The organism is Mesorhizobium erdmanii USDA 3471, from assembly GCF_000472705.1.
In the GTDB taxonomy this organism is placed as follows: Bacteria; Pseudomonadota; Alphaproteobacteria; order Rhizobiales; family Rhizobiaceae; genus Mesorhizobium; species Mesorhizobium erdmanii.
Window position 1 is genome coordinate 261,772 of sequence record NZ_KI421453.1, and the last position, 23,675, is coordinate 285,446.

A 23,675-nucleotide genomic window follows, 5' to 3' on the forward strand; every position below is an offset into this window, starting at 1 on the left:
CCTACCACGGCAGCGAAAAAGTCTTGACGTTGGTGTAGCTCTTCATCGCCTCGATGACGCCTTCCTTGTAGCCATTGCCGCTGTCCTTGATGCCGCCGAAAGGCGACATCTCGATACGGTAGCCCGGCACTTCCCAGATGTTGACCGTGCCAACCTCGAGGCCGGCGATGTATTTCTGCATGCGGGGAAACGAGTTGGTGCAGACGCCCGACGAAAGTCCGAAGGCGGTCGAGTTGGATAGCTTGATCAACGCCTCGTCATCATCGGGAGCGCGCACGATCGGGATGATCGGCCCAAACGTTTCTTCCATGACCAGCTCGGAGGTGTGCGGCACGCGATCGACGACGATCGGCGGCAGCAGCGCACCCTGGCGGCCGGGGTTGTAGAGGATGTCGGCGCCTTGTTCGGCGGCCATGTGAACGCGGGCTTCGAAGAGTGCGGCCGCCTTCTCGTGCACGACGGTGCCGAGGTCGGTCGAGCGGTCCATCGGGTCGCCGAAGCGGATCTTCTTCGCCCGCTCAAGCACCAACGGCACGAAACGGTCGGCGACGCTTTCCTGGACCAGGATGCGCTTGACCGCCGTGCAGCGCTGGCCGGAGTTTTTCGTCGCTCCGGCCACCGCCAGGTCAGCTGCCCTTGCCAGATCCTCGTCCGACAAATCGTTGAGGATGATCAGGGGATCATTGCCGCCGAGTTCCAGCACCTGGCGCTTGTAGCCGGCGGTGCGAGCGATCATCTTGCCGACGGGAACACCGCCGGTGAAGGTGATCAGGTCGATGTTGTCGTTGGTGATCATCTCGTTGCCGATATCGGCCGGCCAGCCGGTCACCACCGACAGCATTTCCGGCGGCAGGCCGGCCTCGTAGAGGATGTCGGCCAGAAGCAGCGCCGTCATCGGCGTCAGTTCGGTCGGCTTGACTACCACGCAATTGTTGGTGGCGATCGCCGGCGCCACCTTGTGCGAGACCATGTTGAGCGGATGGTTGAACGGCGTAATCGCCGAGATCGCCTTCAGCGGCTCGCGGATGGTGAAGATCTTGCGCGCCTTGCCGTGCGGGGTGAGATCGCAGGAGAATATCTGGCCGTCATCTTGGATGCACATCTGCGCCGACAGCGTGAACACGTCATAGGCGCGGCCGACCTCATAGAGCGAATCCGTCTTGGAGATGCCGAGTTCCAGCGTGATGAGATCGGATATCTCCTCCCGGCGCGAGGCCAGCGCCTCTGCGGTGCGGAACAGGATCTGCTGGCGCTCGTAACGGGTCAGCTTCGACTTGTAACCGGCAGCGATCTCGAAGGCTCGTCGCGCATGCTCGGCGCGACCGGCGGGCACGGTGCCGATAACGGTGTCGTTCCAGGGGTAGCGCACCTCGACGATGCCATCGGCATCGACCTTCTTGCCGGCGATACGCATCGGCTCGTGGCGAACTTTGATGGAAGGGTCGAGTTGGGTCATGTCAGTGTTTCCGATGCTCAGCGAGCAACATTGATCTCTTGTCGGCGGGCCATCGCGTGTCGGCCAGCACCATCATGAATGCCTACATACCTTGCTGACACCCAACTCAACGCTCACGCCAGCGCAGCCGCCATCGTCGCGTAGTAGAAGGCGTCGAAATTGCGCAGCGTGGGTTCGTTCGGCAGGTCCGGCAGCACGCGATTGACGATGAACGGCACCTCCTGCTCGGTCAGCCCGCCATGCGAGCGCAGCGGTTCGTTCAGCGCCGCCAGATCGTGGCGATGCTCCGAGGTGCCGATCGTCTTGTTTTCGGTGGAGATCAGCACGATGTCGCCGATGCGGTCGGCCGGCAGTTCGAAACGCTCGCAGGCGGTCGGGCTATCGACAACCAGCATGATGCCGTCGATCTTCGCCAGCCGTGCCATGATGCCGGCCTGGTCGGCGCCGTCAGGCAGATAGGCCGTGGCGAATGAGCCCAGCGCCCCGTGATGCACGACATAGGGGTCGGTGATCGGCAGGATGACCCTGGCCGCGTCCTTGCCCAGCCATTCGTCGAGCAAGTCCTGGACGTAGACCACGTCGGGCGAACCATCCGCCTTGTGCTTGGGCTTCATGCCGTGGTCGGCGGTGACGACGATCGCCGCGCCCAGCGCATCGAGCTCGGTCAAGTACTTGTCGAACATCTCGTAGAAGGCGTTGGCCTGGGGAACGCCCGGCGCGTATTTGTGCTGCACATAGTCCGTCGTCGTCAGGTACATGATGTCGGGGCGGAATTCCCTGAGCAACTGGACGCCGGCGGCGAATACGAATTCAGACAATTCGGCCGAATAAACCTCGGGCACCGGCAGGCCGAAATGCTTCGAGGCGTTGTCGATGCCATGCTGGGCTAGAGTCGTGGTATCGGACTTTTCGGCCGAGAAGCACAGCGCGCGGCCTTCGTCGAAGGCGAGCCCCTTGCCGAGCAGCGCGCGCAGCTTGTCCTTGGCGGTGACCACGGCGACCTTGGCGCCGGCATCATAGAAGGCCTGGAAAACGGTCGGCGCGCGCAGGAAGCGCGGGTCGTTCATCATCACTTCCTTGCCGGTCTCGCGCTCGTAGAGATAGTTGCCGCAAATGCCATGCACTGAAGGCGGGCGACCGGTGGCGATCGACAGATTGTTGGGGTTGGTGAAGCTCGGGATGACCGAGTGCGCAAAGCGCACCGTGCCCTTCTGCTTGATCCTGACCAAGGCCGGCATCAGCCCGGCCTTGATCGCTTCGTCGAGATAGGCCGGCTCGCAGCCGTCCAGGCAGATGGCGATCGCCGGCACACGCGGCCATGCGTAGGTGCGGCCGTTGACGGCGACGTTGATGGGAGACATCTGATTCATCGAAAATCCTCGAGATCTGCCGCCTCAGGCGGCAAGTTTGGCGCGTTCGGCGATTGCCGCGGCGGGCGGAGCGGCGGTGTCGACGCCCATTTCATGGAGCGAGAGAGCCGCCGCCTCGACGACGCGGCGCATGACATGTTCGTCCATCTGGCCGATGCAGCCGACCCGGAAACTATCAACCACGGTCAGTTTGCCCGGATAGATGATGAAGCCCTTGTCCTTCATCAGCTCGTAGAAGCGATCGAAGGTGAAGTTGGGATGGGCCGGGTTGAAGAAGGTGACGATGATCGGCGACAGCCAGCGGTCTTTCAGCAACGTCTCGAAGCCGAGCTCGCGCATGCCGGCCACCATGACGTCGCGGTTCCTTGTGTAGCGAGCGCCGCGGCCGGCGACGCCGCCCTCGGCCTCATGCTGGCGCAACGCTTCGAGGAAGGCGGCAACGACATGCGTCGGCGGCGTGTAGCGCCACTGGCCTGATTTGTTCATGTGCGCCCACTGCGCATGGACGTCGAGCGACAGCGAGTGGCTGCGGCCCTTGGCGGCTTCGAGTTCGGTCTTGCGGGCGATGATGAAGCCGAAGCCCGGCACGCCCTCGATGCATTTGTTGGCGGAGGAAACCATCGCCTCGTAACGGATTTCGTTGACGTCGAGCGCGATGGCGCCGAAGGCGCTCATGGAATCGACCAGCAGCTTGCGGCCCTTGGCATGGACGGCCTCGGCAATCTCGGCGACCGGATTCAAAATGCCGGAACTGGTCTCGCAATGGATAGCGATGACATGGGTGATGGCCGGATCGGCATCGAGAGCGGCCGCCACCTCGTCGCCGCGCGGCGGTAGGTAGTCGCCCTTGTCGATCAGCGTGTAGGCGCGGCCGAGATACTGCATGGTCTGCGCGGCGCGCAGCCCGTATGCGCCATTGGCCAGCACCAGCACCTTGCCGTCCCCGGGCACGAAGGAACCGAGCATCGCCTCGACGCAGAACGAGCCCGAGCCTTGCATCGGCACGCAGTCGAATTCGCCTTTCGCGTCCCCGGTCAGCGCCAGCAGCCGGCGCCGCATGTCGGCGGTCATGGCACGGAAGTCGCCATCCCAGGACCCCCAGTCCCGCAGCATCGCCTGCTTGACCGAATAGGCCGTGGTGAGCGGACCCGGCGTCAGCAGATAGGGCTCGCCCAGTGCCGGCTTGGCCAGCGGCTCCGCGGCAAACTTCGTTTCGGCGAGCATGGTGTCCTCCGACAGATCACTGCATTTTGATGTGGCCTTATTCTTGGCCTGAACGACATATTTGTAAAATCGTTATTTTGTATCGAAGTATCGATTTTTGCGATAGTAGGACGAGCCACGTGATACAAATTGCATCGCGGTCATGACACGGCTGTGAAGCCGGATAAATTCGCTTTTTGACCATAAGCCAAATCGTTTGTCTCGGCCTTCTGGAAACCTGGGCTTATGGTAGATTGCTACACGATTCCGGATATCCCGACGGTGAAAAAGAATGCGCTACGTTCAGCTGCGAGCCTTCCATCAGGTGGCGATCTCAGGCGGTTTTTCTCGGGCCGCGGAAGCACTGTTCCTGACCCAGCCGGCCATATCGGACCAGGTGCGCAAGCTCGAGGAAGAGTATGATGTGCTGCTGTTCAACCGCAACAAGAAGCAGGTCACGCTGACCCATTCGGGCCAGAAGCTGCTTGAGATAACCCACCGCATGTTCGATACCGAACAGCAGGCGCTAGAGTTGCTGACCGAGTCGCGCGCGCTGCGTTCCGGCACGCTGCGCATCGTCGCCGATGCGGCGCACCACCTGCTGCACATCCTCGGCAGCTTCCGGACGCGCTACCCCGGCGTCCAGGTCTCGGTGCGCTCCGGCAACACCGAAACGGTGATCAGCAGCCTCTACAGCTATGATGCCGACATCGGCGTCCTGGGCGAGATACCGGCCGGGCGCGATTTCGAGGTGCTGAAGCTGAACTCGACGCCGATCATCGCCTTCACCTCCATCGACCATCCGCTGTCGGGAAAAAAGTCGGTGACGCTGAAGCAACTGGCGCAGGAACCACTGGTCATGCGCGAGCGCGGCTCGAAGACGCGCCAAAAGCTGGAGGACCTGGCCGCGGCGTCAAAGGTCGAACTCAGGCCAGTGATCGAAGCCGAGGGGCGCGAGGCGGTGCGCGAGATCGTCGCCTCGGGCGCCGGCATCGGCTTTGTCTCGGCGGCCGAATTCGGCCAGGATTCGCGTCTGGTGCCGATCACCATCGACGCCCCTGAAACCCTTATGGACGAAGCGCTGATCTGCCTGCGCGAGCGAAGCGGCGGCAAGCTGGTGCGTGCCTTTCTCGACATGGCGCGCTCTATGTCGCCGGATTGAGCGGCGACAGCAATCTCGGCTACCTCGGCCTTCCGTGCCGTCGACGGCTTCGCCTCGACCAGCGCGCCACAGCCGATGAAACCATCAGACATTAGCGTGACCTTTCGGGGTCGGTTTCGGTCTTGCCTGCCAGGGCTAAGGCCTTCGCGACATGCCGCCATCCTCAATCGCGTTGACGAGCGTCGCGCTGCCTTCGCGCAGATGCTGCCGCAGAACGTTCACGGCCTTTCTGCCGTCGCGCTGACGGCAGGCGGCGAGCAGGTCGCGATGCTCGCTCTGCGAGCGGGTGCGATAGTCGAGACTCGACAAGAGGATGCGGACATAGCGGTCGGCGGCGTTATGATGCGCCTCGATCAGGCCGAGCAGACGCTGGTTGCCGCAGGCATGATAGAGCAACAGATGAAAGGTCCGGTTCAGCGCCCCCCAGCGGCCGACATTGCGCTCCGCGTCGATCTGGTCGAGTGCCTGTTCGGCCTCATCGAGCTTGCCATCCGATATAGCCGGAATGGAGAGGCGGAGCGCCTCGCATTCTAGCAGTTCACGCACCGCGTAGATTTCGCCGATCTCGGCGCCGTCCATCCGGGTGACATGCGCGCCCTTGGTCGGATGTATGGACACGATGCCCTCGGCTTCCAACTGGCGAAGCGCGTCGCGAATCGGCATGCGACTGAAGCCGAACTCTTCGGCCAGTTCGTCCTGGCGCAAAGCCGTGCCGGCCTTCAGCGTCCCGCTAGCTATGGCCTCGCGCAGAACGTTGGCGACCTGCTCGGCAACCGTCTTCGGCTTCTCGATCGGGCTTTCCGCAAATCCGCGCAATCGATGCTCCCCTCACGCGGCGTCCAGCGTAATGGAAAACCAATTGGGATATAAGTATCCTCGTGTACGAGTTCTGGCCCGAGCCGCTGCGGACCAGCGAGCGTTAACGACGGGATGCCCGAAGCCCAAGCCGATACTTCTTGTCGGATATCTCTGCAGCGCGCTGCCCCGTTGGAGGCACGCCCGCCTATACGGCCGTGGCCGGCTGGTCCTTGAACAGGATCGGATCAGCAGCGGCCGGCTCCGCGTAGCGTATGCGCAGGCGCAGGAATGGCGCTTCGATACAGGTGTAGCTGAGATAGCCGATCGGGATCGTCGCCAGAAAGCACAGCAGGGACCAGAGGCAGGCAATGTAGAAATTGCTTATGCTCATAACGTTCGTGTTTATGAACTCCGCAAGCTGCATGACGAAGAACAGATGCAGAAGGTAGATCGAATAGCTGTAGGCTCCCGCCTTCTCCAGGATCTTGAACGGCAGGCCTTCTCGTTTCCTCGGGAAAGTGGTGTCGTAATAGGCGATCCCAAACGCATAGGCCGCCGCCTCTACGGTTGGCAGGATGATCCATATGCAATGCGACGAAGGATAGTGCCCAAGCTGGTAAAATCCTCCGGCGGCATCGAACCACCCGAAGAACATCGAAAATGCGACGAGAACGGCCAGTGCCAGCCAGTGCCGGCCTTTCGCATGGGCGCGGAAATGAAAGGCGAGAATGCCGGCCAGAAACTGATCGGCGTGCCCTATGATGGTCCAGGCAGCAGCCGACTGCACCTCGCCGAAATGCACATAGAGCGCCGACCTCAGCAAGATCATTGCCCCGACGAACAGCAAGGGCGCGAACAGGAACCGCCTGCACGCCATCAGCAGGAACGGCAGCAGAACGTAGAAATGGGCTTCCACGGTCAACGACCAACCGCCGTTCGGAAGGGTGGGGAAGATCACGCCCTTGCCAACGTCGGTGAAATACTCGTCCAAGGGCTGGCCCGCCTCATATCTGCGGCAAGCCTCGATGGCTATCACGGCCAGCAGAAGCGGAAGCAGCCTCAGCGCCCGGTTGGCGAAGAAGGGCAGATAGCGGACCTGTTTTCCATCAAGGAGCTTGGCAAACAGATAACCGGAGAGCGCCATGAACAGCGAAACGCCGGTATTGCCTTCATCCAGAAGGCTGAAGATGGGCAAAGCCGGTACGAAGCCATACGGAACGGGACCATCGGGGGACTGATGGAGAAAATGCCACGTGAAGACCAGGAAGGCCGCCAGGCCACGAACATGGTCCAGCGCCGGATAATGTTCTCCAGTCGAAGACTTCATGATTCAGACCAAGTGCCCCGCGCCTTGCACGATCGTCGCCACTGCGGCCGACCCGCATAGGCAACGGCGGGCATTCCCGCCTGCCCGCGGCCACACTGTCCGTTCCTCGTTAATTTTGGCTTCTATTTTCCGTGAAAATTCACTTCTGGCGCTTTCCAGCGCAAGGTCGACGTCGCGCCTGCCGCCCTCTGGCGCGTCCAGGTCGATATGCAGGCCGTGCCTTGAGGGCGCGCCTAACCCTCCGCCTCGACAGCAACCACCGCCGCACAGTCGCCGGCCTTGACCAGGCCGGGAAAATGCCGCGCTGCCAGCATGCCCGACATTTTTGCCCGGAGTTCCTGAGGGGCAATGCCGGTGCGACCAACGGAATGGATACGTGCCAGCACCGCGCCCTTCTCGATGGGATCACCGAGATCGATCATGGTTTCGATCATGCCGTCTTCCTCGGCGAAGGAGAAACAATCGCCCGACGGCATGTCCAGCCACTGCGTTCTGCCCGTCTCGATCGCACCATCGACGATGCCGGCATGGCGCAGCACGTTGAAGATACCGCGCCGCGCGATCCGCACGGTTTGCGCACGCGAGGTGCCGCCGCCGCCCAGTTCCGTGCTGACGAAGACCTTGCCCATTTCCTCGGCCGCCGTGTCATACATGCCGACCGAGTCGATCTCGATCATGCGCATCGAAAACGGGGCCGAGAATGCCGCGACCGCGTCGAAGGCTTTCTGTTCCAGCGCCTTGTCGGGCAAAGTGTGTGCGGCGCAGAACGGCACGAAGTCCAGCGTCCTGCCGCCGGAATGGAAGTCGAAGACGATGTCGGCGCGGGGCAGCAATTCACGCTGGAAGTAATCGGCGATCTTTTCAGTCACCGTACCGTCGGGACGGCCGGGAAAGCTGCGGTTCATGTTGCCCTTGTCGATCGGCGACGTGCGCGTGCCGGCACGAAAGGCCGGATAGTTCATCGCCGGCACAACGATCACCGTGCCGCTGACCTGCCTGGGGTCGAGCGTGCGGGCAAGATCGTAGAGCGCCAGCGGCCCTTCATATTCGTCGCCATGGTTGCCGCCGGAAAGCAGAGCCGTCGGTCCCTTGCCGTTGCGGATGACGCAGATCGGGATCATCACCGAGCCCCAGGCGGAGTCGTCGCGGCTATAGGGCAAGCGCAGGAAACCGTGCTGCACGCCATCCTTGTCGAAATCGACAGTCGGCGCGATGGGCGATGGACGGAGGCTGGACATCGGGCTCAATTCTTCACCACCAGTTTGCGCGGCACGTTGGCAAGGCACTCTACACTGGTTTCAGTGATGAGGATCGACTCCGTGATCTCCAGCCCCATCGTTTCCAGCCACAGGCCGGTCATGAAGTGGAAGCTCATGCCGGGCTTGAGTTCGGTGCGGTCGCCGGGGCGCAGGCTCATCGTGCGCTCGCCCCAGTCCGGCGGATAGGAAAGACCGATCGAATAGCCGGTGCGGTTGTCCTTGACGATGCCGTACTTCCTCAACACGGCGAAGAAAGCATTGGCGATGTCCTCGCAGGCGTTGCCGGGCTTTGCAGCTGCAAGCCCCGCCTCCATGCCTTCCAGTGTGGCCTTCTCGGCATCAAGGAATTCCTGCGTCGGCTTGCCAAGGAAGACGGTGCGCGACAGAGGACAGTGATAACGGTTATAGCAGCCGGCAATCTCGAAGAAGGTGCCCTCGCCTCGCTTCATCGGCTGGTCGTCCCAGGTTAGGTGTGGCGCCGAGGCATCCGCACCTGACGGCAGCAGCGGCACGATCGCCGGGTAGTCGCCGCCAATGTTGTCGACGCCGCGCGTGCCGGCATCGTAGATTTCGGCGACGAGATCGCATTTGCGCATGCCGACTTCTATCTTGTCGACGATGCGCTGGTGCATGGCTTCGACGATACGGGCGGCCTTGCGCATATAGTCGATCTCCGTCGGGCTCTTCACCGCCCTCTGCCAGTTAACCAGCGCTGTTGCATCGACAAAACGGGCATTGGGCAGATGCTTCTGCAGCGAGGCGAAGGCGGCGGCGGAGAACCAGTAATTGTCCATCTCGACGCCGATGGTGAGTTTGCCCCAGCCGCGATCGGTCAACACGCTGGACAGGAAATCCATCGGATGACGCTCGGTCGACTGCACGTAATGGTCGGCATAGCCGACGATGTTGTCCTGCGCGAGATAGGCGGTGCGTTTGGCGCCGTTGGCATCCTGGCCACGTCCGTACCAGACGGGCTCCCCCGACGGCGGCACGATGACCGCCTGGTGCACATAGAAGGACCAGCCGTCATAGCCGGTCAGCCAGGCCATGTTGGAGGGGTCGCTGACGATCAATAGATCGACGCCCTTCGCCGCCATGGCTCGCCGCGTCTTGGCGAGGCGGTCCGCAAATTCGCCGCGCGAAAATTTCAGATTTGGTTGCATTGTTCTTGGTCCTCGTTTGTTGGGCTTGAGCATGATCCTTTTCGGAAAACCGGTTTCCCACTTTTCCGGATCATGCTCGTGCGGCCAGCATCAGCTTTCAAAAATGGTTCCGGCATTGGTTGCCCGCGCGCGGTCGCGGGCGAGCGTGGCGATCGCGGTATCCTGCACGCCAGTGCCGGTCAGGTCGGCGATGGTGATGTCGCTGGCCGAGCGTCTTGCGTGTTTCTCGCCGGCGACGATCTGGCCGAGTTCGGTGATCTCGCCGTCGGCTGCCATCACGCCAGCGGCGATCGCATGATGGAGTTCTCCCAGCCGCCGCGTCTGGCGGGCACTGTCGGCGACATAGAGATCGGCCATGCGCAGGATGGCAGGGGCAATCTCGTTCTTGTGCTCGGCGTCCGAGCCCATGGCGGTGATGTGCTGGCCGGCGGCGACGAAGCCGGCTTTGATCAGGGGCTCGGTCGAGGGCGTCGTGGTGACGATGATGTCGGCGCCGGCAACCGCCTTCGCCGCGTCTGATACAGCGCGCACGACAATGCCCAGTCTTTCGCGCAAGCGGGCAGCGGTGGCCTCGGCCTTGGCGGCGTCGCGTGCCCAGATGCGCGCTTCCTCGATTGGCCTGACAAGGCGCAGTGCTTCCAATTGCAGACCTGCCTGCAAACCGGCGCCGAAGATCGCCGCTACGGTGGAGTCTTCGCGAGCCAGATGCTTCGCGGCGACCGCGCCGGCCGCGGCGGTGCGGACATCGGTCAGGTAGCCATTGTCGAGCAGCAGCGCCTCGACCACCCCGGTCTTTGCCGAAAGCAGCACCATCATGCCGCCACCGCTCGGCAGGCCGAGCTTTGGATTGTCGAAGAAGCCGGAGCTGATCTTGACGGCGAAACCGTCGATACCGGGTACGTAAGCGGACTTGACGTCGACCTCGCCGTGATGTTCGGGGATGTCGAGGCGCAGGATCGGCGGCATCGCAACCGGCAAAGTGGCAAGTGCGCGAAAAGCGTTCTCGACGCAGGCGACGGCATCGAGATCGAGCGTCACGATCTCACGTAATTCTCTCTCGGTCAGTACCGTCATGCGGCTCATGCGGCGCGCTCCCCGATTGCCGCACCGCAGACGATCCTGCGATGTGCGTTCATGTCGATGTTGCGGCCAGAGAGAAGAACAACCACCGGTCCGTTTGCCCTGACCTTGCCGGCGAGCAGCGCCGCGATGCCGACCGCGCCGGCGCCCTCGACGATCTCGCGCTCCTGTGCATAGGCATGGCGGACGCCGGCGGCGATTTCGTCCTCGCTGAGCAGGATGACGTCGTCGAGCAGGTCGCGGCACATGGCGAAGGTCAGCCGGTTATCGAGGCCGATGCCGCCGCCGAGCGAATCCGCCAGCGTCGGCAATTCTTCAACCGGCACCGGATGGCCAGCGTCGAGGCTCGCTTTCATCGCGGCACCGCGCGCCATCGAGACGCCGATGACCTTTGTTTCGGGGCTGACGCCCTTGACGGCTGCGGCAATGCCGGAGGCCAGGCCGCCGCCGGAAAGCTGTACCAGCACGAGACCAGCATCCGGTACCTGCTCGATCATCTCCAGCCCGAGCGTGCCTTGCCCTGCGATGATGGCGGGATGGTCGAAGGGCGGCCGCATCACCAGTCCCTCCTCCGTCACCAGCCGCTCAACCTCTTGCTGGGCGTCGTCCTGGCTGTTGCCGACAATGCGGACTTCCGCGCCGAGCCGGCGGATCTCGTCGAGCTTGTTCTGAGGCACCAGACGCGACATGCAGATCACCGCGCGCATGCCTTCGAGCTTGGCCGCATGAGCCAGCGCGCGGCCATGATTGCCGGTCGATGCAGCGACCACGCCGCGTTGCTTCTCCCGCGCGCTCAGCGAAGCGACGGCATTCGAGGCGCCGCGCAGCTTGAAGCTGCCCGTGGTCTGGCGGTGTTCGAGCTTGAGATGAACCGGCACGCCGAGTTGTTCGGAAAGACTCGGGGAAAGCACGGTCGCAGTGCGCTCCACCTTGCCGGCGATACGTTCGCGTGCAGACCGAATGTCGTCGAGGGTCACTGTCACCATGATCGTCAATCGCGCGTCAAAGGCAGCGTCATCAGACGGCCGAATTCGGGGTGGGCTGAATCATCACCGCACAGGCGCAGGCAGTTCCACGCACTCGCCTGGTTACTGGTCACCACCGGACGGCCGATCGCCTGTTCCATGCCGGTGACCGCGAGCGCGCCGCGCAGCGCCGTGCAGGAGACGAAAAGGGCGTCAGCCTGTGGATGGGTCGCCTCACGTGCGAGATCGACAAGGGCTGCCGGCGGAATGCGCGCCATCTCGCGATCGTCCTCAAAGCCGAGACAGGTGAAGCTGGCGATCTCGAAACCACGCTCGGCGAAATAGGTCGCCATCGGCCTGGAGGTCTCGACCGTGTAGGGCGTGAGGACGCTGATCCTGCGCACGCCAAAGGCGTTCAGCCCGCGCACGCCGGCCGCTGGCGGCGTGACGACTGGCACGCCGGGCTTGGCAGCCTGGATCGCCGCCTCGATCTCGGCATCGCCGATCACCACCGAGGCCGAAGTGCAGGAATAGCAGATCGCGTCGAGCGTCTCGTCGGGCAGGATCAAGGCCGCGCCCGCCGTCAGCGCCGGCTGCATCTTGCGCAGGTTTTCCGGCGTCGTGGGATTGGCATAGGGAATGCGCGCGACATAGACGCCGATGCGGTCGTTCGCCACCATGCGGCGAAAATCCGGCTCGCTGGTGTGGTCCGTGGCCAGGATGATCAGGCCGATGCGCCTGTCGAGCGGACGATCATCGAGTGATGACCGTTTTGGATGGACTGTGATTTCGGGCAAGGGTTTCATCGGTTACCTCTCGATCTTGCCGTAACGACGCTCGAGCCAGCGCAGCAGCACGACCGAACAAAGACTGATGGCGAGGAAGAAGGCGCCGACCAGCGTGATCGGCTCCAGGTAGCGATAGTAGGTGTTGGCGACGCTTTTCGCCTGGTTCATCAGCTCCAGCACGGTGATCGCCGAAAGCAAAGGCGTCTCCTTGAACATGGCGATGAAGTAATTGGCCAGCGCCGGGATCATTGGCGGGATGGCCTGCGGGATGATGATGTGCGTCCAGGTCTGCCGGGCGCTGAGATTGCACGCCTTGGCGGCCTCCCACTGGCCGCGCGGCACATTCTCGATGCCAGCGCGGTAGACCTCCGCCGTATAGGTGCCGTAGTGCAGCCCGAGCCCGATGACGCCGGCGACGAGCGGCGGCAGCAGGATGCCGATGTCAGGCAGTACGTAGAAGATGAAATAGAGCTGAACCAGCAGCGGCGTGCCACGGATGAATTCGGCTGCCCAGCCGACGGTGCGCGACAGCGCCTTGTTGGGTGAGCGGCGCGCCAGCGCGATGCCGAGGCCGACGATCGCCGCCAGCACCGAGCCGAGCAGCGTCGCCAGGATGGTGATCTTCACCCCCTGGATCAGCGTCGGCATGATCTGCCATACGAAATTCCAGTCCCAATCCATCAGAAAACCTTGGCCATCAGCGAACCAAATTTATCAGCAGGTCCATCGGCCATTAGACGCGCACCCCATCGAGGCCGCGCGCCATGCGGCGTTCCAGCGATCGCACGCCCCACGAAATGAGCAGTGCCAGGATGAAATAGATGACCAGGATGGTGGCGAACGGCACCATGGTGTTGCCGGTCTGGGCACGCACCACCTGCGCCTGGAAGGTCAGGTCGGCAAGCGAGATCAGCGAGACGACCGATGTTGCCTTGAGCAACTCGATGGCGTTGTTGCCGAAGGTCGGTAGCATCACCAGAAACGCCTGCGGCAGGATGACGTGGCGCAGGCCCTGCCAGCGACCGAGATTGAGCGCGATGCAGGCCTCATGCTGCTCGCGGCCGATCGACTGCACGGCGCCGCGCACCACTTCGGCGGCATAGGCGCCGACATTCAGGCCGAGCGCCAGCACGCCGGCCTGCAGCGGGGTCAGCTCCAGGCCAATCAGCGGCAGCACGAAATAGGCGAAGAACAGCTGCACGAAAATCGAGGTGCCGCGGAAGAATTCGATATAGGCGGTGGCCAATGCGCGCAGCAGAAACAAGCGCGACAGCCGCCCCAGGCCGGCCAAAAAGGCCATGATCAGCGCAAGCACCGACCCCATCAGCGTCAGCTCGATGGTGACAATCGCGCCCTGCACTATCAGGCCGAAATAGCCGGACCACTGGGTCATCTAGGTTCCAACGTTGGTGGTTTGGGTTCCTTCTCCCCGTACAACGGGGAGAAGATGCCGGCAGGCAGATGAGGGGCGGCGCTAGCTTTGCGAGCCTTGGCGCTGCCCCTCATCCGGCCCTTCGGGCCACCTTCTCCCCGTAAACGGGGAGAAGGCAAAAATCACTTTGCCGCGCAGAGCTTGTCGCGGGTCGTCGACATCGCCGCGGCGGCCGAGAAGCCGTAGGGCTCGATGATCTTGGCGAATTCGCCTGATTTCTTCATCTTGGCGAGTTCGACGTCGAAAGCATCGCGCAAGGCTTCGTCGCCCTTCTTGAAGGCGGCGCCGTCGCAATAGACCGGCGCGCCCTGCACCGGAGCGATGACTTCGAGGTTCGGATCGTTGGCCTTCTTCATCAGGTCGTTGATCGACAGGACCGGGAGCGAATAGGCGTCGATGCGGCCATCCTGCACCATCTTCAGGCCGCTCTGGCCGTCCGGCACGACGATGACGCGTTCGCGCGGCACGCCAGCATTGAGCGCCAGCTTCTCCTCGGTGCCACCGCCAGGCGCGCCGATCGTGGCCGACGTATCCTTGGCGACGTCCTCGTAGCTCTTGAAGCCTTTCGGATTGCCCTTCTTCACCAGCATCGCCTCGGCGTCGCACAGAACCGGTTCGGAATAGGCGACCGCCGCGCAGCGCTCCGGCTTCATGAACAGGCCGGCGGTGACGACATCGAAGCGTCCGGCCTGCAGACCGGGGATCATCGCGCCATATTCGGAGATCGAAGCGACGATATCGGCGACGCCGAGCCGCTTGAATATCTCGCGCGCCACGTCGGGTGCCGCGCCTGAAACCTTGCCGTCGGCGGCGACCGCCGTATAGGGCGGCTCATTGGCGATGGCGACCCGGGCGAAGCCCTGCGACTTCAACTGCTCGAGCTTGCTGTCAGCAGCCGAACCCGGGATCGATGCGGCCAGCACCGCCGTCAGTGCGAGGCCGGCGACGCCGGCCAGAATGCCAAGTTTCTTCATTGTTCCCAACTCCTTGTTTCTTGTCTTGGTTTTGTCGAAGGATGGCTTCCCGCCACCCTTTCCATGACGGTCAGACGCGATGTCCGGCCGCGATGATCTTCTTCAGGAAGCCTTGTGTGCGCTCCTGCTTGGGATGGCGGAAAATCTCGTCGGGCTTGCCCTCCTCGACGATCCTGCCGCGATCGAAGAACAGCACCCGGTCGGCGAAGTCGTGGGCGAAGCCCATCTCATGCGTGACCAGCAGCATGGTCATGTCGGTCTCGGCGCAGAGCCGCCACAAGACGTTGAGCACCTCCTCGACCAGTTCCGGATCGAGCGCCGATGTCACCTCGTCAAACAGCATGATCTTGGGCTGCAGAGCGAGTGCCCTGGCGATCGCCACGCGCTGCTTCTGGCCGCCGGATAGTTGCGCCGGCATCGCCTTGGCCTTGTCGGCCATGCCGACCATGTCGAGCAATTCCATCGCCCGTTTCTCGGCGGCGGCGCGCGGCGTGCCCTTGGTCAGCATCGGCGCCAGCGTCACATTGTCGATGACGCTCTTGTGCGGAAACAGGTTGAACAACTGGAACACCATGCCGATCTTCTGGCGCATCCGCGCCAGATGGCGCTCGTCGGCCGGCAGCAGCTGGCCGTTGCGTTCCATGTGGTAGAGCTGCTCGCCCTCGATCTGGATATGACCGCCGTCGATGCGCTCCAGCGTCATCAGGATGCGCAGGATCGTCGTCTTGCCCGACCCGGAGGGCCCGATCAGCGCCAGCTTCTCGCGCGGCATGACCTGCATCGACAGACCGTCCAGCACCTTGAAGGCACCGAAGCTCTTCGAAATGGCATCGACCTTGATGATGGGTGTGGACAAATGAATTTCCCCTGCTGGAGAAGCTTGTGCCCTTAACGATGCGGAACGAGTCAAATCATGTCAATTGGGAAAATAATATCATGACAATATTTCCCATTCCGCACAATTCGGGAGCAATACCGCCCTAAATGGCGAGCAGCAGGTGCTCCGGATCGCCAAGCAACAGCTTGGTGACAACGCCGAGGCCGGCGCGCAGTTCCCCTTCGGTGGTCGAGCCCAACGAGATGCGCACCGCCGGATGCCATGGCGCATCGGAAATCCGGAAGGATGTGCCCGGCGCGATCGCCACGCCCTGCAGCCGCGCCTGGGCGACAAAGCTTTCCTCGGCACGGTCGTCGGGCAGTTGCAGCCAGATGTGCAGCCCGTCGCGCCGGGCGCGATAGTCGATCCCGGCAAGCACCTCGGCGGCGATGTCCTGCCGCCGCCGCAGGGCGGCGCGCTGCCAGCGCACGAGTTCCATCGCGGTGCCGTCGGTTACCCATTTGGTGGCGATCTCGGCCACCAGCGGCGTTGCCATCCAGTTGGAGACGAGGTGCCGGTTGGCAACGGCGGCGACGTAACGGTCGGGCGCCGCGAGATAGCCGATGCGCAGGCCGGGCACGGTGATCTTGGTGAAAGAGGTGACGTAGAGCGTCCGCTCCGGAGCAAAGGCGGCGACCGGCGGTGGCCGGTCCTCGACCAATGGCCCCAGCACGTCGTTCTCGATGATGGCGATGTCATGCTTGCGCGCGACCGCAGCGATTTCCTCGCGCCGCCGCGCATCCATCAGCGTTGCCGTGGGGTTGATCACCGAAGGCTGCACGAACACGGCGCGAATGTCGGACAGCTTGCAAGCCTCGTCCAGCGCCTCCGGGATCAGGCCATTGCCGTCGATCGGCAGGCCTTCGAGGTTGAAGCCAAGATAACGCGCCAGCGGCACCAGCGTGTGGTGGCCGATCGCCTCGGTGGCAACGGTCGATCCCGGCGGCGCCACGCTCATCAGCGCCACCGTCATGCCGGCGGTGGCGCCGTTGGTCAGGCTGATGTTTTGCGCGGAGGCATCGAGCCCGCACAGTCTCAGCCACTCGACGGCGACGGCGCGGTGGCGTGGAAACACCATGTTCGGCCGGAACGACAGCGCCGAACTCGACGGGAGGTTTTCGGCGAGCCAGCCCAGCGCTTGCTTCAGCCGCTCCAGGTGCATCGGCTCGCACACCGGTTTCAGGATGGAGAGATCGATGACCTCGCCGAGACGTTCCGGCAGATAGGGCGGTTCCGGCTCGCGACGCTGCGTCTGCACGAAGCTGCCACGGCCGATCTCGCCCGAGATCAGCCCGCGCCGGATCAGTTCCTCATAGGCGCGGCTGACCGTCTGCACCGACAGCTTGAGATCGTCGGCGAGCCGGCGATGCGTCGGCAGCCGCGCGCCATTGGCCAAGCGCCCGTCATGAATGGCGCGCGCGAACTGGTCGGCCAGCGACTGATAGGCTGGCCGCCGGATGAGCGCGGGATCGGGTTGCCACAATGTCATGACTTATTAGAGATCGAAATCAGTGCAATTGACAATCGAAATAATGCGCCATCATGGTATTCTGGACGAAAAAGTGGGCGCTGATGACTGCTGCGAAACTCGACGCGATCGACCTCAAAATCCTCGATGCCATCCAGCGCGACGGGCGCATCACCAAGCTGGCGCTGGCCGAGCAGGTGGGGCTGTCGCCGACGCCATGCTGGATGCGGCTGCGCAAGCTGGAAAGGGCCGGCATCGTTTCGGGCTATCACGCCAAGATCGCCATGCGCGTCGTGGCGCCGGTCGCCACCGTGCTGATGGAGGTGACGCTCGCCAGCCACCGGCAGGCCGATTTCGACCGCTTCGAGCGCGCCATCCGCGATATCAGCGAGATCGTCGCCTGCTGGTCGGTGGGCGGCGGCGTCGACTACGTGCTGAAGGTGATGGCGCGCGACATCGACGCCTATCAGCGGCTGGTCGACAGCTTGCTGGAGCGCGAAATCGGCATCGACCGCTACTTCACCTACATCGTGATCAAGACGGTGAAGGATGACATCGCCCTGCCCATCGCCGACCTGTTGCCGGCGCCGACGTAGCGCCGGAGAGATCGTCTGCATTGCTGGCTCAATAGAGAGACTCTCTCTACCAGCGCGGGCCCAAACAGCCTCTCTGTCCGACCGCGATGGATAGTCTCCCGGTATCAGACCGCACCGGGAGGCTTCGATCATGTCCGCGCATTTCGCCCGCTCGCATCGCCATGAAGCGCTCGACCGTCTCGTCGACCGCCGGCTGCTGCGCGAACTCGCCTATGTCGACGGCCACTGGACGGCGAGCGAAGCGGCCGAAAGTTTCGAAGTTTCCGATCCGGCGACCGGCACCACGGTCGCCTTCGTCGCCGCGCTGGACGACCGCCAGACGGCAAAGGCAATCGATGCTGCGTCGCGCGCCTTTCCGGCCTGGCGTTCCCTGCTGCCGCAGGCGCGGGCAGAAATCCTGCGAAAATGGTTCGAACTGATCATCGAGGCCAAGGACGATCTGGCGCTGCTGATGACTTTGGAACAGGGCAAGCCGCTGCAGGAGTCGCAGGGCGAGATCGACTATGCCGCTTCCTTCGTCGAGTGGTACGCGGAGGAAGCAAAACGCCTGAATGCGGAGAGCGTCACCAGCCATCTGCCGAACGCGGAAATGATGGTGCGGCGCGAGCCGCTCGGCGTCGTCGGTATCGTCACGCCGTGGAATTTTCCGTCGGCGATGCTGACGCGCAAGGCGGCCGCGGCCCTTGCCGCCGGCTGCACCATCGTCGCGCATCCTTCCTCGGAAACACCGCTGTCGGCGCTGGCGCTGGCCGAACTCGGCGAGCGCGCCGGCCTACCGGCTGGGGTCCTCAACATCGTCACCGGCAAGGCCGCGACGATCGTCGGGCGGTTGTGCGAAGACCCGCGCGTGCGCGCCATGAGTTTCACAGGCTCGACCGAAATCGGCCGGCTGATCGCTGCACAGAGTGCGCCGACGATGAAGCGGCTGGTGATGGAGCTTGGCGGCCACGCGCCGCTGATCGTCTTTGCCGACGCCGATCTCGACAAGGCCGTGAGCATTGCCATCGACGCCAAATTCGCCACATCGGGCCAGGACTGCCTCGCCGCCAACCGCATCTATGTCCAGCGCCCGATCTACGAGCACTTCTGCGAGGCCTTCGCCAGACGCATCGAGGCGCTGCGGATCGGCAATGGGCTCGCCGACAGGATTGATATAGGACCACTGATGCATGAGCGCGCTGTCACCAAGGTCGAGGAGCAGGTCGCCGATGCGCTTGCCCATGGCGCTCGCTGCCTCACCGGCGGCAAGCGGCATCAGGCCGGGCCGCTGTTCTACCAGCCGACGCTGTTGGCCGACGTCGCCAACGAAGCGCTGATCATGCGCGAAGAGACGTTTGGCCCGGTCGCCGCTGTGTCGCCGTTCGACAGCGAGGACGAGGTGATCAGCCGCGCCAATGCCACCGAATATGGCCTGGTCGCCTATGTCGTGACCGAGAACGGCGCCCGCCAGTTGCGCATGGGCCGCGCGCTCGACTACGGCATGGTCGCCATCAACCGCGTCAAGATTACCGGCGCGCCGATCCCGTTTGGCGGCGTCAAGCAATCCGGCATCGGCCGCGAAGGTTCGCGCCACGGGCTGGAGGCTTTCACCGATCTCAAATATCTCTGCCTGGATGTGGCTTAAGCCGCGCCCGGTTTGTCTTTCAAGGAGTCAAAAAGATGCTCGATCAGTCCAACGAACTCGCCGCCTGGGATCGCGACCATTTCTTCCATCCCTCGACCCATATGGGCACGCATGCGCGGGGCGAGAGCCCGAACCGCATCATGGCCGGCGGCGAAGGCGTCACCGTCTGGGACAACAATGGCAGGAAGAGCCTCGATGCCTTCGCCGGCCTCTATTGCGTCAATGTCGGCTATGGCCGCCAGAAGATCGCGGATGCCATTGCAGAGCAGGCGAAGAACCTCGCCTATTACCACGCCTATGTCGGCCACGGCACCGAGGCCTCGATCACTTTGGCCAAGATGATCATCGATCGCGCGCCCAAGGGCATGTCGAGGGTCTATTTTGGCCTCTCCGGTTCGGACGCCAACGAAACCAACATCAAGCTGATCTGGTACTACAACAATGTGCTGGGCCGGCCGGAGAAGAAGAAGATCATCTCGCGCTGGCGCGGCTATCACGGGTCGGGCGTGATGACCGGATCGCTGACCGGGCTCGACCTGTTCCATAACGCCTTCGACCTGCCGCGCGCGCCGGTCCTGCACACCGAAGCACCTTACTATTTCCGCCGCGCCGACCGGTCGATGAGCGAGGAGCAGTTTTCGCAGCACTGCGCCGACAAGCTCGAGGAGATGATCCTGGCCGAAGGGCCGGAAACGGTCGCCGCCTTCATCGGTGAGCCGATCCTCGGCACCGGTGGCATCGTGCCGCCGCCGGCCGGCTACTGGGAGAAGATCCAGGCCGTGCTGAAGAAGTATGACGTGCTTTTGGTCGCCGACGAGGTGGTGACGGGTTTTGGCCGGCTGGGCACCATGTTCGGCTCCGACCATTACGGCATCAAGCCTGACCTCATCACCATCGCCAAGGGCCTGACCTCGGCCTATGCGCCGCTTTCGGGCGTCATTGTCGCCGACAAGATGTGGCAGGTGCTGGTGCAAGGCTCCGACAAGCTCGGCTCGCTCGGCCATGGCTGGACCTATTCGGCGCATCCGATCTGCGTTGCCGCGGGTGTGGCCAATCTCGAACTGATCGACGAGATGGATCTGGTGACAAATGCCCGCGAGACCGGCGCCTATTTCCGGGCCGAACTGGCAAAGGCCGTCGGCGGCCACAGACACGTCGGCGACGTGCGCGGCGACGGCATGCTGGCGGCGGTCGAGTTCGTCGCCGACAAGGACGACCGGGTGTTCTTCGACGCTTCGCAAAAGATCGGTCCGCAAGTGGCGACGGCGCTTGCCGCCAGCGGCGTCATCGGCCGCGCCATGCCGCAGGGCGACATACTCGGCTTCGCGCCGCCGCTCTGCCTGACCCGAGAGGAAGCCGATATCGTCGTTTCGAAGACGGCGGATGCGGTGAAAATCGTGTTTGCCAATCTCTGAGATCGATCCATGAATGCCATGACCAAAACCCTCCCCGCCACGATGGCCGCCGTGCTGCTCACCGGGCACGGCGGACCGGAAAAGCTCGTCTACCGCACCGATGTGAAGGTGCCCGCGCCTGCCTCCGGTGAGGTGTTGGTCAAGGTCACCGCTTGCGGCATGAACAACACCGATGTCTGGGTCCGCCAGGGCGCCTATGGCACGGAGGAAGACGCTTCCGCCGTGTCGACCTGGCGGCGGCAGGGCAACACGCTTGTTTTCCCGCGCATCCAGGGCACCGACACGGTCGGTGCCATCGTTGCCGTCGGCGAAGGCATTTCGCCTGATCGTATCGGCGAACGGGTGATGGTCGATTTCTCCATCTACAACCGCGACGACGATTCACTCGCCGACATCGACTATATGGGCCATGGCCGTGATGGCGGTTACGCCGAGTACCAGACAGTGCCGGCGCAGAACGCGCATGTCGTCGACACGGAGATGAGCGACGTCGAACTCGCCACCTTCTGCTGCGCCTACCTGACCGGCGAGCAGATGCTGGAACGCGCCGGCCTGAAGGCCGGCGAGCGCGTGCTGGTCACCGGCGCCTCGGGCGGCGTCGGCTCGGGCATCGTGCAATTGGCACGGGCGCGCGGCGCCATTCCCTATGCCCTCGTCGGCAAGGGTAAGGAACAGGCGGTGCTCGACATCGGCGCCGAGGCGGTCATCACCCGTGGCGTCGCCGACCTGCCGCAAGCCGTGAATGAAGCGACCGGCGGCCAGCCGATCGACGTGGTGGCCGACCTCGTCGGCGGCGCGATCTTCAACGACCTGCTGCGTATTCTCAGGCCGGAAGGCCGCTACACCACCGCCGGCGCGATTGCCGGCCCGGTCGTGCAGCTCGATCTCAGGACCATGTATCTGAAGCAGCTGCAGCTGCATGGCTCGAGCCAGGGCACGCGGGCCGATTTCCGCCGCATCGTCGGGTATATCGAAGCGAAAAAGATCCGGCCGCTGGTCGGCGGCGTCTACAGGCTCTCCGATTTCCACCGCGCACAGGCCGACTTCGTCGCCAAGGATTTTGTCGGCAAGCTAGTGGTGGTGCCTGATGCTGTCGCGGAGCGGCCGGCGTAAATCCAAGAATCCCCCACCCTTGGCTCTGGCCGCCTTCTCGCCGCTGCCCCAACGGGAATGGCTTGCAGTCGTCTCCGCGAGCCGTCACAAACGGCGACGCCCGTTGTCATACTGGTCCGGGCATCTGGTCACGGGATACGGGCGAGACATGACAGGCCGAATGATACTTCTCGACGCCAAGCCGCTCGGCGCGGCTGATGTGGCCGAGATCGCACGCCGCAACGCCCGGCTCATGCTGGGCGAACAGGCGATGCGCCGCATCCGGGCAAGCCGCGCCCTGATCGAGCATCTGACCGGGCTTGGCAAACCGATGTACGGCGTCACGACGGGGCTCGGCGCCTGTGTCGATACACCGCTCGCGCCGGCCGACCTGATCGCCTTCCAGCACAGCGTGCCGCTCAGCCACAGCATGGGCATCGGCCCGGCACTGCCGACCGACGCGGTGCGGGCGATGATGACCGCGCGCATTTCAGGCATGGCCGCCGGCGGCACCGGCACTTCCGAGCGCGTGGTCATGGGCCTGGTGGCGGCGCTCAACGCCGGCGTCCATCCGATCATCCCGACCTGGGGTTCGATCGGCGCGGCGGACCTTGCCCATCTCGGCCATATGGCAAGGTCGCTGCGCGGCGACGGCGAGGCGGAGTTCCAGGGCAGGATCATGCCTTCCACCGAGGCGCTTGCTCTGGCCGGGCTCGAGCCGCTCGACCTGCGCGAAAAGGACGGCCACGCCATCATTGTCGCCAACAGCCTGTCGACGGGAACGGCGTGCCTGTGTCTCGAAGACGTCGCCCATCTTATCGACTGGGCAATGGCGGCGGTCGCCCTCAACTATGAGGCGTTCCGCTCTTCGCTCACCGCGATCGACGAGCATGCGCTGGCGGCACGGCCAGCCTTCGGCCAGCGCGAGATCGGCGCGCGGCTGCGCGTGGAGCTGGCGGGAAGCGGCCTGTGGAAGGACAGAGCAGCGCGGCGCCTGCAGGATCCGCTCAGCTATCGCTGTGTACCCCAGGTCTGGGGCGGCCTGCTCAATGCGTTCGAACAGGCGCGGCTCGCCACCGAGATCGAACTGACCCATTCAGGCGACAATCCCGTGATCCTGGCCGAGGGCGAACGGGTGGTTTCCAACCGCTGCATGAAGCTGATGTCGCCTGCTATAGCCGACCTGCCTCGCTTCCTGTCGGCCAGGGGCGGCAGCCGCCAGGGCTATGCGGAGCTGCAAAAGCCTTTATCCGCGCTGGAAGCCGAGATTCGGCATCTGGCCAACCCGATGTCGCTCAGCCCGCTCGCGGTTTCCGACGGCATCGAGGACCAGTCGTCGATGGCACCCCGAGTGGTGTCCAAGACCGCCGAGATCATCGAGCGCATGCGCTATCTCGTTGCCATGGAATTGATCTTCGCCGCAACGGGCGTCGAGTTGCGCGGCGTCGTCGACAGCATGGGCGAAGGACCGCAGCGCACTTTCGCCGCCATACGCGCACTCGTCAGCCCGCTCGACGACGACCGCGAGATGAGCACCGACATGACACGGGTGGCCCGCATGGTGGCCGGGCCCCGATACTGAGCCTGGAGGTCCACTCGGCCGCGGGCTCTTCAGCGAAGGCCAAG

21 protein-coding genes are annotated in these 23,675 nt (G+C 63.7%); 6 read left to right on the plus strand and 15 right to left on the minus strand.

What is annotated here, in order from left to right; translation table 11 throughout:
- Position 1 precedes the first annotated feature (1 nt).
- The 3 genes from phnY to A3AU_RS0128715 form a co-directional block, all read right to left on the minus strand.
- Positions 2-1,456, minus strand: coding sequence for a phosphonoacetaldehyde dehydrogenase (gene phnY / locus A3AU_RS0128705; protein WP_027055957.1), 1,455 nt, complete (start codon positions 1,454-1,456; stop codon positions 2-4).
- 113 nt (positions 1,457-1,569) lie between these two features.
- The gene (gene phnA, locus A3AU_RS0128710; RefSeq protein WP_027055958.1) at positions 1,570-2,826 is read right to left on the minus strand and encodes a phosphonoacetate hydrolase; all 1,257 of its coding nucleotides are present in this window, start codon (positions 2,824-2,826) and stop codon (positions 1,570-1,572) included.
- A gap of 24 nt (positions 2,827-2,850) precedes the next feature.
- Positions 2,851-4,050 carry a 2-aminoethylphosphonate--pyruvate transaminase gene (locus A3AU_RS0128715; RefSeq protein ID WP_027055959.1) on the minus strand — a complete coding sequence of 400 codons (1,200 nt, stop codon included), beginning with the start codon at positions 4,048-4,050 and terminating at the stop codon, positions 2,851-2,853.
- A gap of 271 nt (positions 4,051-4,321) precedes the next feature.
- On the opposite strand from A3AU_RS0128715, the gene A3AU_RS0128720 reads away from it, so the two are divergent.
- The gene (locus tag A3AU_RS0128720; RefSeq protein WP_027055960.1) at positions 4,322-5,191 is read left to right on the plus strand and encodes a LysR substrate-binding domain-containing protein; all 870 of its coding nucleotides are present in this window, start codon (positions 4,322-4,324) and stop codon (positions 5,189-5,191) included.
- A gap of 135 nt (positions 5,192-5,326) precedes the next feature.
- On the opposite strand, the gene A3AU_RS0128725 is transcribed toward A3AU_RS0128720, so the two are convergent.
- From A3AU_RS0128725 to ehuR, 12 genes are all read right to left on the minus strand, one after another.
- Entirely contained in the window at positions 5,327-6,007 is a 681-nt protein-coding gene (locus A3AU_RS0128725; RefSeq protein WP_027055961.1) for a GntR family transcriptional regulator, read from the minus strand.
- 187 nt (positions 6,008-6,194) lie between these two features.
- On the minus strand, positions 6,195-7,316 hold the full coding sequence (locus A3AU_RS0128730) for an acyltransferase family protein (protein ID WP_027055962.1): 1,122 nt from the start codon (positions 7,314-7,316) through the stop codon (positions 6,195-6,197).
- Between the two features lie 233 nt (positions 7,317-7,549).
- Complete coding sequence (gene doeB, locus A3AU_RS0128735) at positions 7,550-8,554, minus strand: N(2)-acetyl-L-2,4-diaminobutanoate deacetylase DoeB (protein ID WP_027055963.1); 1,005 nt, start codon at positions 8,552-8,554, stop codon at positions 7,550-7,552.
- Positions 8,555-8,559: 5 nt separating this feature from the next.
- Positions 8,560-9,738 (minus strand): ectoine hydrolase DoeA, encoded by a 1,179-nt coding sequence (doeA, locus tag A3AU_RS0128740; RefSeq protein ID WP_027055964.1) that lies wholly within the window; start codon positions 9,736-9,738, stop codon positions 8,560-8,562.
- Positions 9,739-9,828: 90 nt separating this feature from the next.
- Positions 9,829-10,821: a cyclodeaminase gene (locus A3AU_RS0128745; RefSeq protein WP_027055965.1), complete on the minus strand. Its 993-nt coding sequence runs from the start codon at positions 10,819-10,821 to the stop codon at positions 9,829-9,831.
- Complete coding sequence (eutB, locus tag A3AU_RS0128750; protein ID WP_027055966.1) at positions 10,818-11,804, minus strand: hydroxyectoine utilization dehydratase EutB; 987 nt, start codon at positions 11,802-11,804, stop codon at positions 10,818-10,820. The genes A3AU_RS0128745 and eutB overlap by 4 nt, the downstream gene beginning before the upstream one ends.
- Before the next feature lie 5 nt (positions 11,805-11,809).
- The gene (gene eutA / locus A3AU_RS0128755) at positions 11,810-12,589 is read right to left on the minus strand and encodes an ectoine utilization protein EutA (protein ID WP_027055967.1); all 780 of its coding nucleotides are present in this window, start codon (positions 12,587-12,589) and stop codon (positions 11,810-11,812) included.
- 3 nt (positions 12,590-12,592) lie between these two features.
- Entirely contained in the window at positions 12,593-13,252 is a 660-nt protein-coding gene (gene ehuD / locus A3AU_RS0128760; RefSeq protein ID WP_027055968.1) for an ectoine/hydroxyectoine ABC transporter permease subunit EhuD, read from the minus strand.
- A 52-nt stretch (positions 13,253-13,304) separates the two neighbouring features.
- On the minus strand, positions 13,305-13,964 hold the full coding sequence (gene ehuC / locus A3AU_RS0128765) for an ectoine/hydroxyectoine ABC transporter permease subunit EhuC (RefSeq protein ID WP_027055969.1): 660 nt from the start codon (positions 13,962-13,964) through the stop codon (positions 13,305-13,307).
- Between the two features lie 161 nt (positions 13,965-14,125).
- Positions 14,126-14,977 carry an ectoine/hydroxyectoine ABC transporter substrate-binding protein EhuB gene (gene ehuB / locus A3AU_RS0128770; protein WP_027055970.1) on the minus strand — a complete coding sequence of 284 codons (852 nt, stop codon included), beginning with the start codon at positions 14,975-14,977 and terminating at the stop codon, positions 14,126-14,128.
- A 70-nt stretch (positions 14,978-15,047) separates the two neighbouring features.
- Positions 15,048-15,833 (minus strand): ectoine/hydroxyectoine ABC transporter ATP-binding protein EhuA, encoded by a 786-nt coding sequence (ehuA, locus tag A3AU_RS0128775; RefSeq protein WP_027055971.1) that lies wholly within the window; start codon positions 15,831-15,833, stop codon positions 15,048-15,050.
- Positions 15,834-15,957: 124 nt separating this feature from the next.
- Entirely contained in the window at positions 15,958-17,343 is a 1,386-nt protein-coding gene (ehuR, locus tag A3AU_RS0128780; RefSeq protein ID WP_027055972.1) for a MocR-like ectoine utilization transcription factor EhuR, read from the minus strand.
- A gap of 83 nt (positions 17,344-17,426) precedes the next feature.
- Here ehuR and A3AU_RS0128785 point away from each other — a divergent pair, with 83 nt between their 5' ends.
- The 5 genes from A3AU_RS0128785 to A3AU_RS0128805 all read left to right on the plus strand — a co-directional run bounded on the left by A3AU_RS0128785 (position 17,427) and on the right by A3AU_RS0128805 (position 23,631).
- On the plus strand, positions 17,427-17,918 hold the full coding sequence (locus A3AU_RS0128785; protein WP_032918386.1) for an Lrp/AsnC family transcriptional regulator: 492 nt from the start codon (positions 17,427-17,429) through the stop codon (positions 17,916-17,918).
- Positions 17,919-18,048: 130 nt separating this feature from the next.
- A complete protein-coding gene (locus A3AU_RS0128790) occupies positions 18,049-19,542 on the plus strand; it encodes an NAD-dependent succinate-semialdehyde dehydrogenase (RefSeq protein WP_027055974.1) in 1,494 nt (497 codons plus the stop codon).
- 35 nt (positions 19,543-19,577) lie between these two features.
- Entirely contained in the window at positions 19,578-20,957 is a 1,380-nt protein-coding gene (locus A3AU_RS0128795; RefSeq protein WP_027055975.1) for an aspartate aminotransferase family protein, read from the plus strand.
- 9 nt (positions 20,958-20,966) lie between these two features.
- Complete coding sequence (locus A3AU_RS0128800) at positions 20,967-22,070, plus strand: alcohol dehydrogenase family protein (protein WP_027055976.1); 1,104 nt, start codon at positions 20,967-20,969, stop codon at positions 22,068-22,070.
- 148 nt (positions 22,071-22,218) lie between these two features.
- Positions 22,219-23,631 (plus strand): HAL/PAL/TAL family ammonia-lyase, encoded by a 1,413-nt coding sequence (locus tag A3AU_RS0128805; RefSeq protein ID WP_027055977.1) that lies wholly within the window; start codon positions 22,219-22,221, stop codon positions 23,629-23,631.
- Positions 23,632-23,675: the final 44 nt, after the last annotated feature.

What these genes read in the sequence shown, in the direction of transcription:
- ehuC (WP_027055969.1), bottom strand. Translation starts at nt 13,964, where the DNA reads ATGACCCAGTGGTCCGGCTATTTCGGCCTGATAGTGCAGGGCGCGATT.
- ehuB (WP_027055970.1), bottom strand. Translation starts at nt 14,977, where the DNA reads ATGAAGAAACTTGGCATTCTGGCCGGCGTCGCCGGCCTCGCACTGACG.
- phnY (WP_027055957.1), bottom strand. Translation starts at nt 1,456, where the DNA reads ATGACCCAACTCGACCCTTCCATCAAAGTTCGCCACGAGCCGATGCGT.
- A3AU_RS0128745 (WP_027055965.1), bottom strand. Translation starts at nt 10,821, where the DNA reads ATGAGCCGCATGACGGTACTGACCGAGAGAGAATTACGTGAGATCGTG.
- A3AU_RS0128730 (WP_027055962.1), bottom strand. Translation starts at nt 7,316, where the DNA reads ATGAAGTCTTCGACTGGAGAACATTATCCGGCGCTGGACCATGTTCGT.
- A3AU_RS0128805 (WP_027055977.1), top strand. Translation starts at nt 22,219, where the DNA reads ATGACAGGCCGAATGATACTTCTCGACGCCAAGCCGCTCGGCGCGGCT.
- A3AU_RS0128720 (WP_027055960.1), top strand. Translation starts at nt 4,322, where the DNA reads ATGCGCTACGTTCAGCTGCGAGCCTTCCATCAGGTGGCGATCTCAGGC.
- doeA (WP_027055964.1), bottom strand. Translation starts at nt 9,738, where the DNA reads ATGCAACCAAATCTGAAATTTTCGCGCGGCGAATTTGCGGACCGCCTC.
- ehuD (WP_027055968.1), bottom strand. Translation starts at nt 13,252, where the DNA reads ATGGATTGGGACTGGAATTTCGTATGGCAGATCATGCCGACGCTGATC.
- A3AU_RS0128785 (WP_032918386.1), top strand. Translation starts at nt 17,427, where the DNA reads ATGACTGCTGCGAAACTCGACGCGATCGACCTCAAAATCCTCGATGCC.
- doeB (WP_027055963.1), bottom strand. Translation starts at nt 8,554, where the DNA reads ATGTCCAGCCTCCGTCCATCGCCCATCGCGCCGACTGTCGATTTCGAC.
- phnA (WP_027055958.1), bottom strand. Translation starts at nt 2,826, where the DNA reads ATGAATCAGATGTCTCCCATCAACGTCGCCGTCAACGGCCGCACCTAC.
- A3AU_RS0128800 (WP_027055976.1), top strand. Translation starts at nt 20,967, where the DNA reads ATGAATGCCATGACCAAAACCCTCCCCGCCACGATGGCCGCCGTGCTG.
- A3AU_RS0128795 (WP_027055975.1), top strand. Translation starts at nt 19,578, where the DNA reads ATGCTCGATCAGTCCAACGAACTCGCCGCCTGGGATCGCGACCATTTC.
- eutA (WP_027055967.1), bottom strand. Translation starts at nt 12,589, where the DNA reads ATGAAACCCTTGCCCGAAATCACAGTCCATCCAAAACGGTCATCACTC.
- A3AU_RS0128715 (WP_027055959.1), bottom strand. Translation starts at nt 4,050, where the DNA reads ATGCTCGCCGAAACGAAGTTTGCCGCGGAGCCGCTGGCCAAGCCGGCA.
- A3AU_RS0128790 (WP_027055974.1), top strand. Translation starts at nt 18,049, where the DNA reads ATGTCCGCGCATTTCGCCCGCTCGCATCGCCATGAAGCGCTCGACCGT.
- ehuR (WP_027055972.1), bottom strand. Translation starts at nt 17,343, where the DNA reads ATGACATTGTGGCAACCCGATCCCGCGCTCATCCGGCGGCCAGCCTAT.
- eutB (WP_027055966.1), bottom strand. Translation starts at nt 11,804, where the DNA reads ATGGTGACAGTGACCCTCGACGACATTCGGTCTGCACGCGAACGTATC.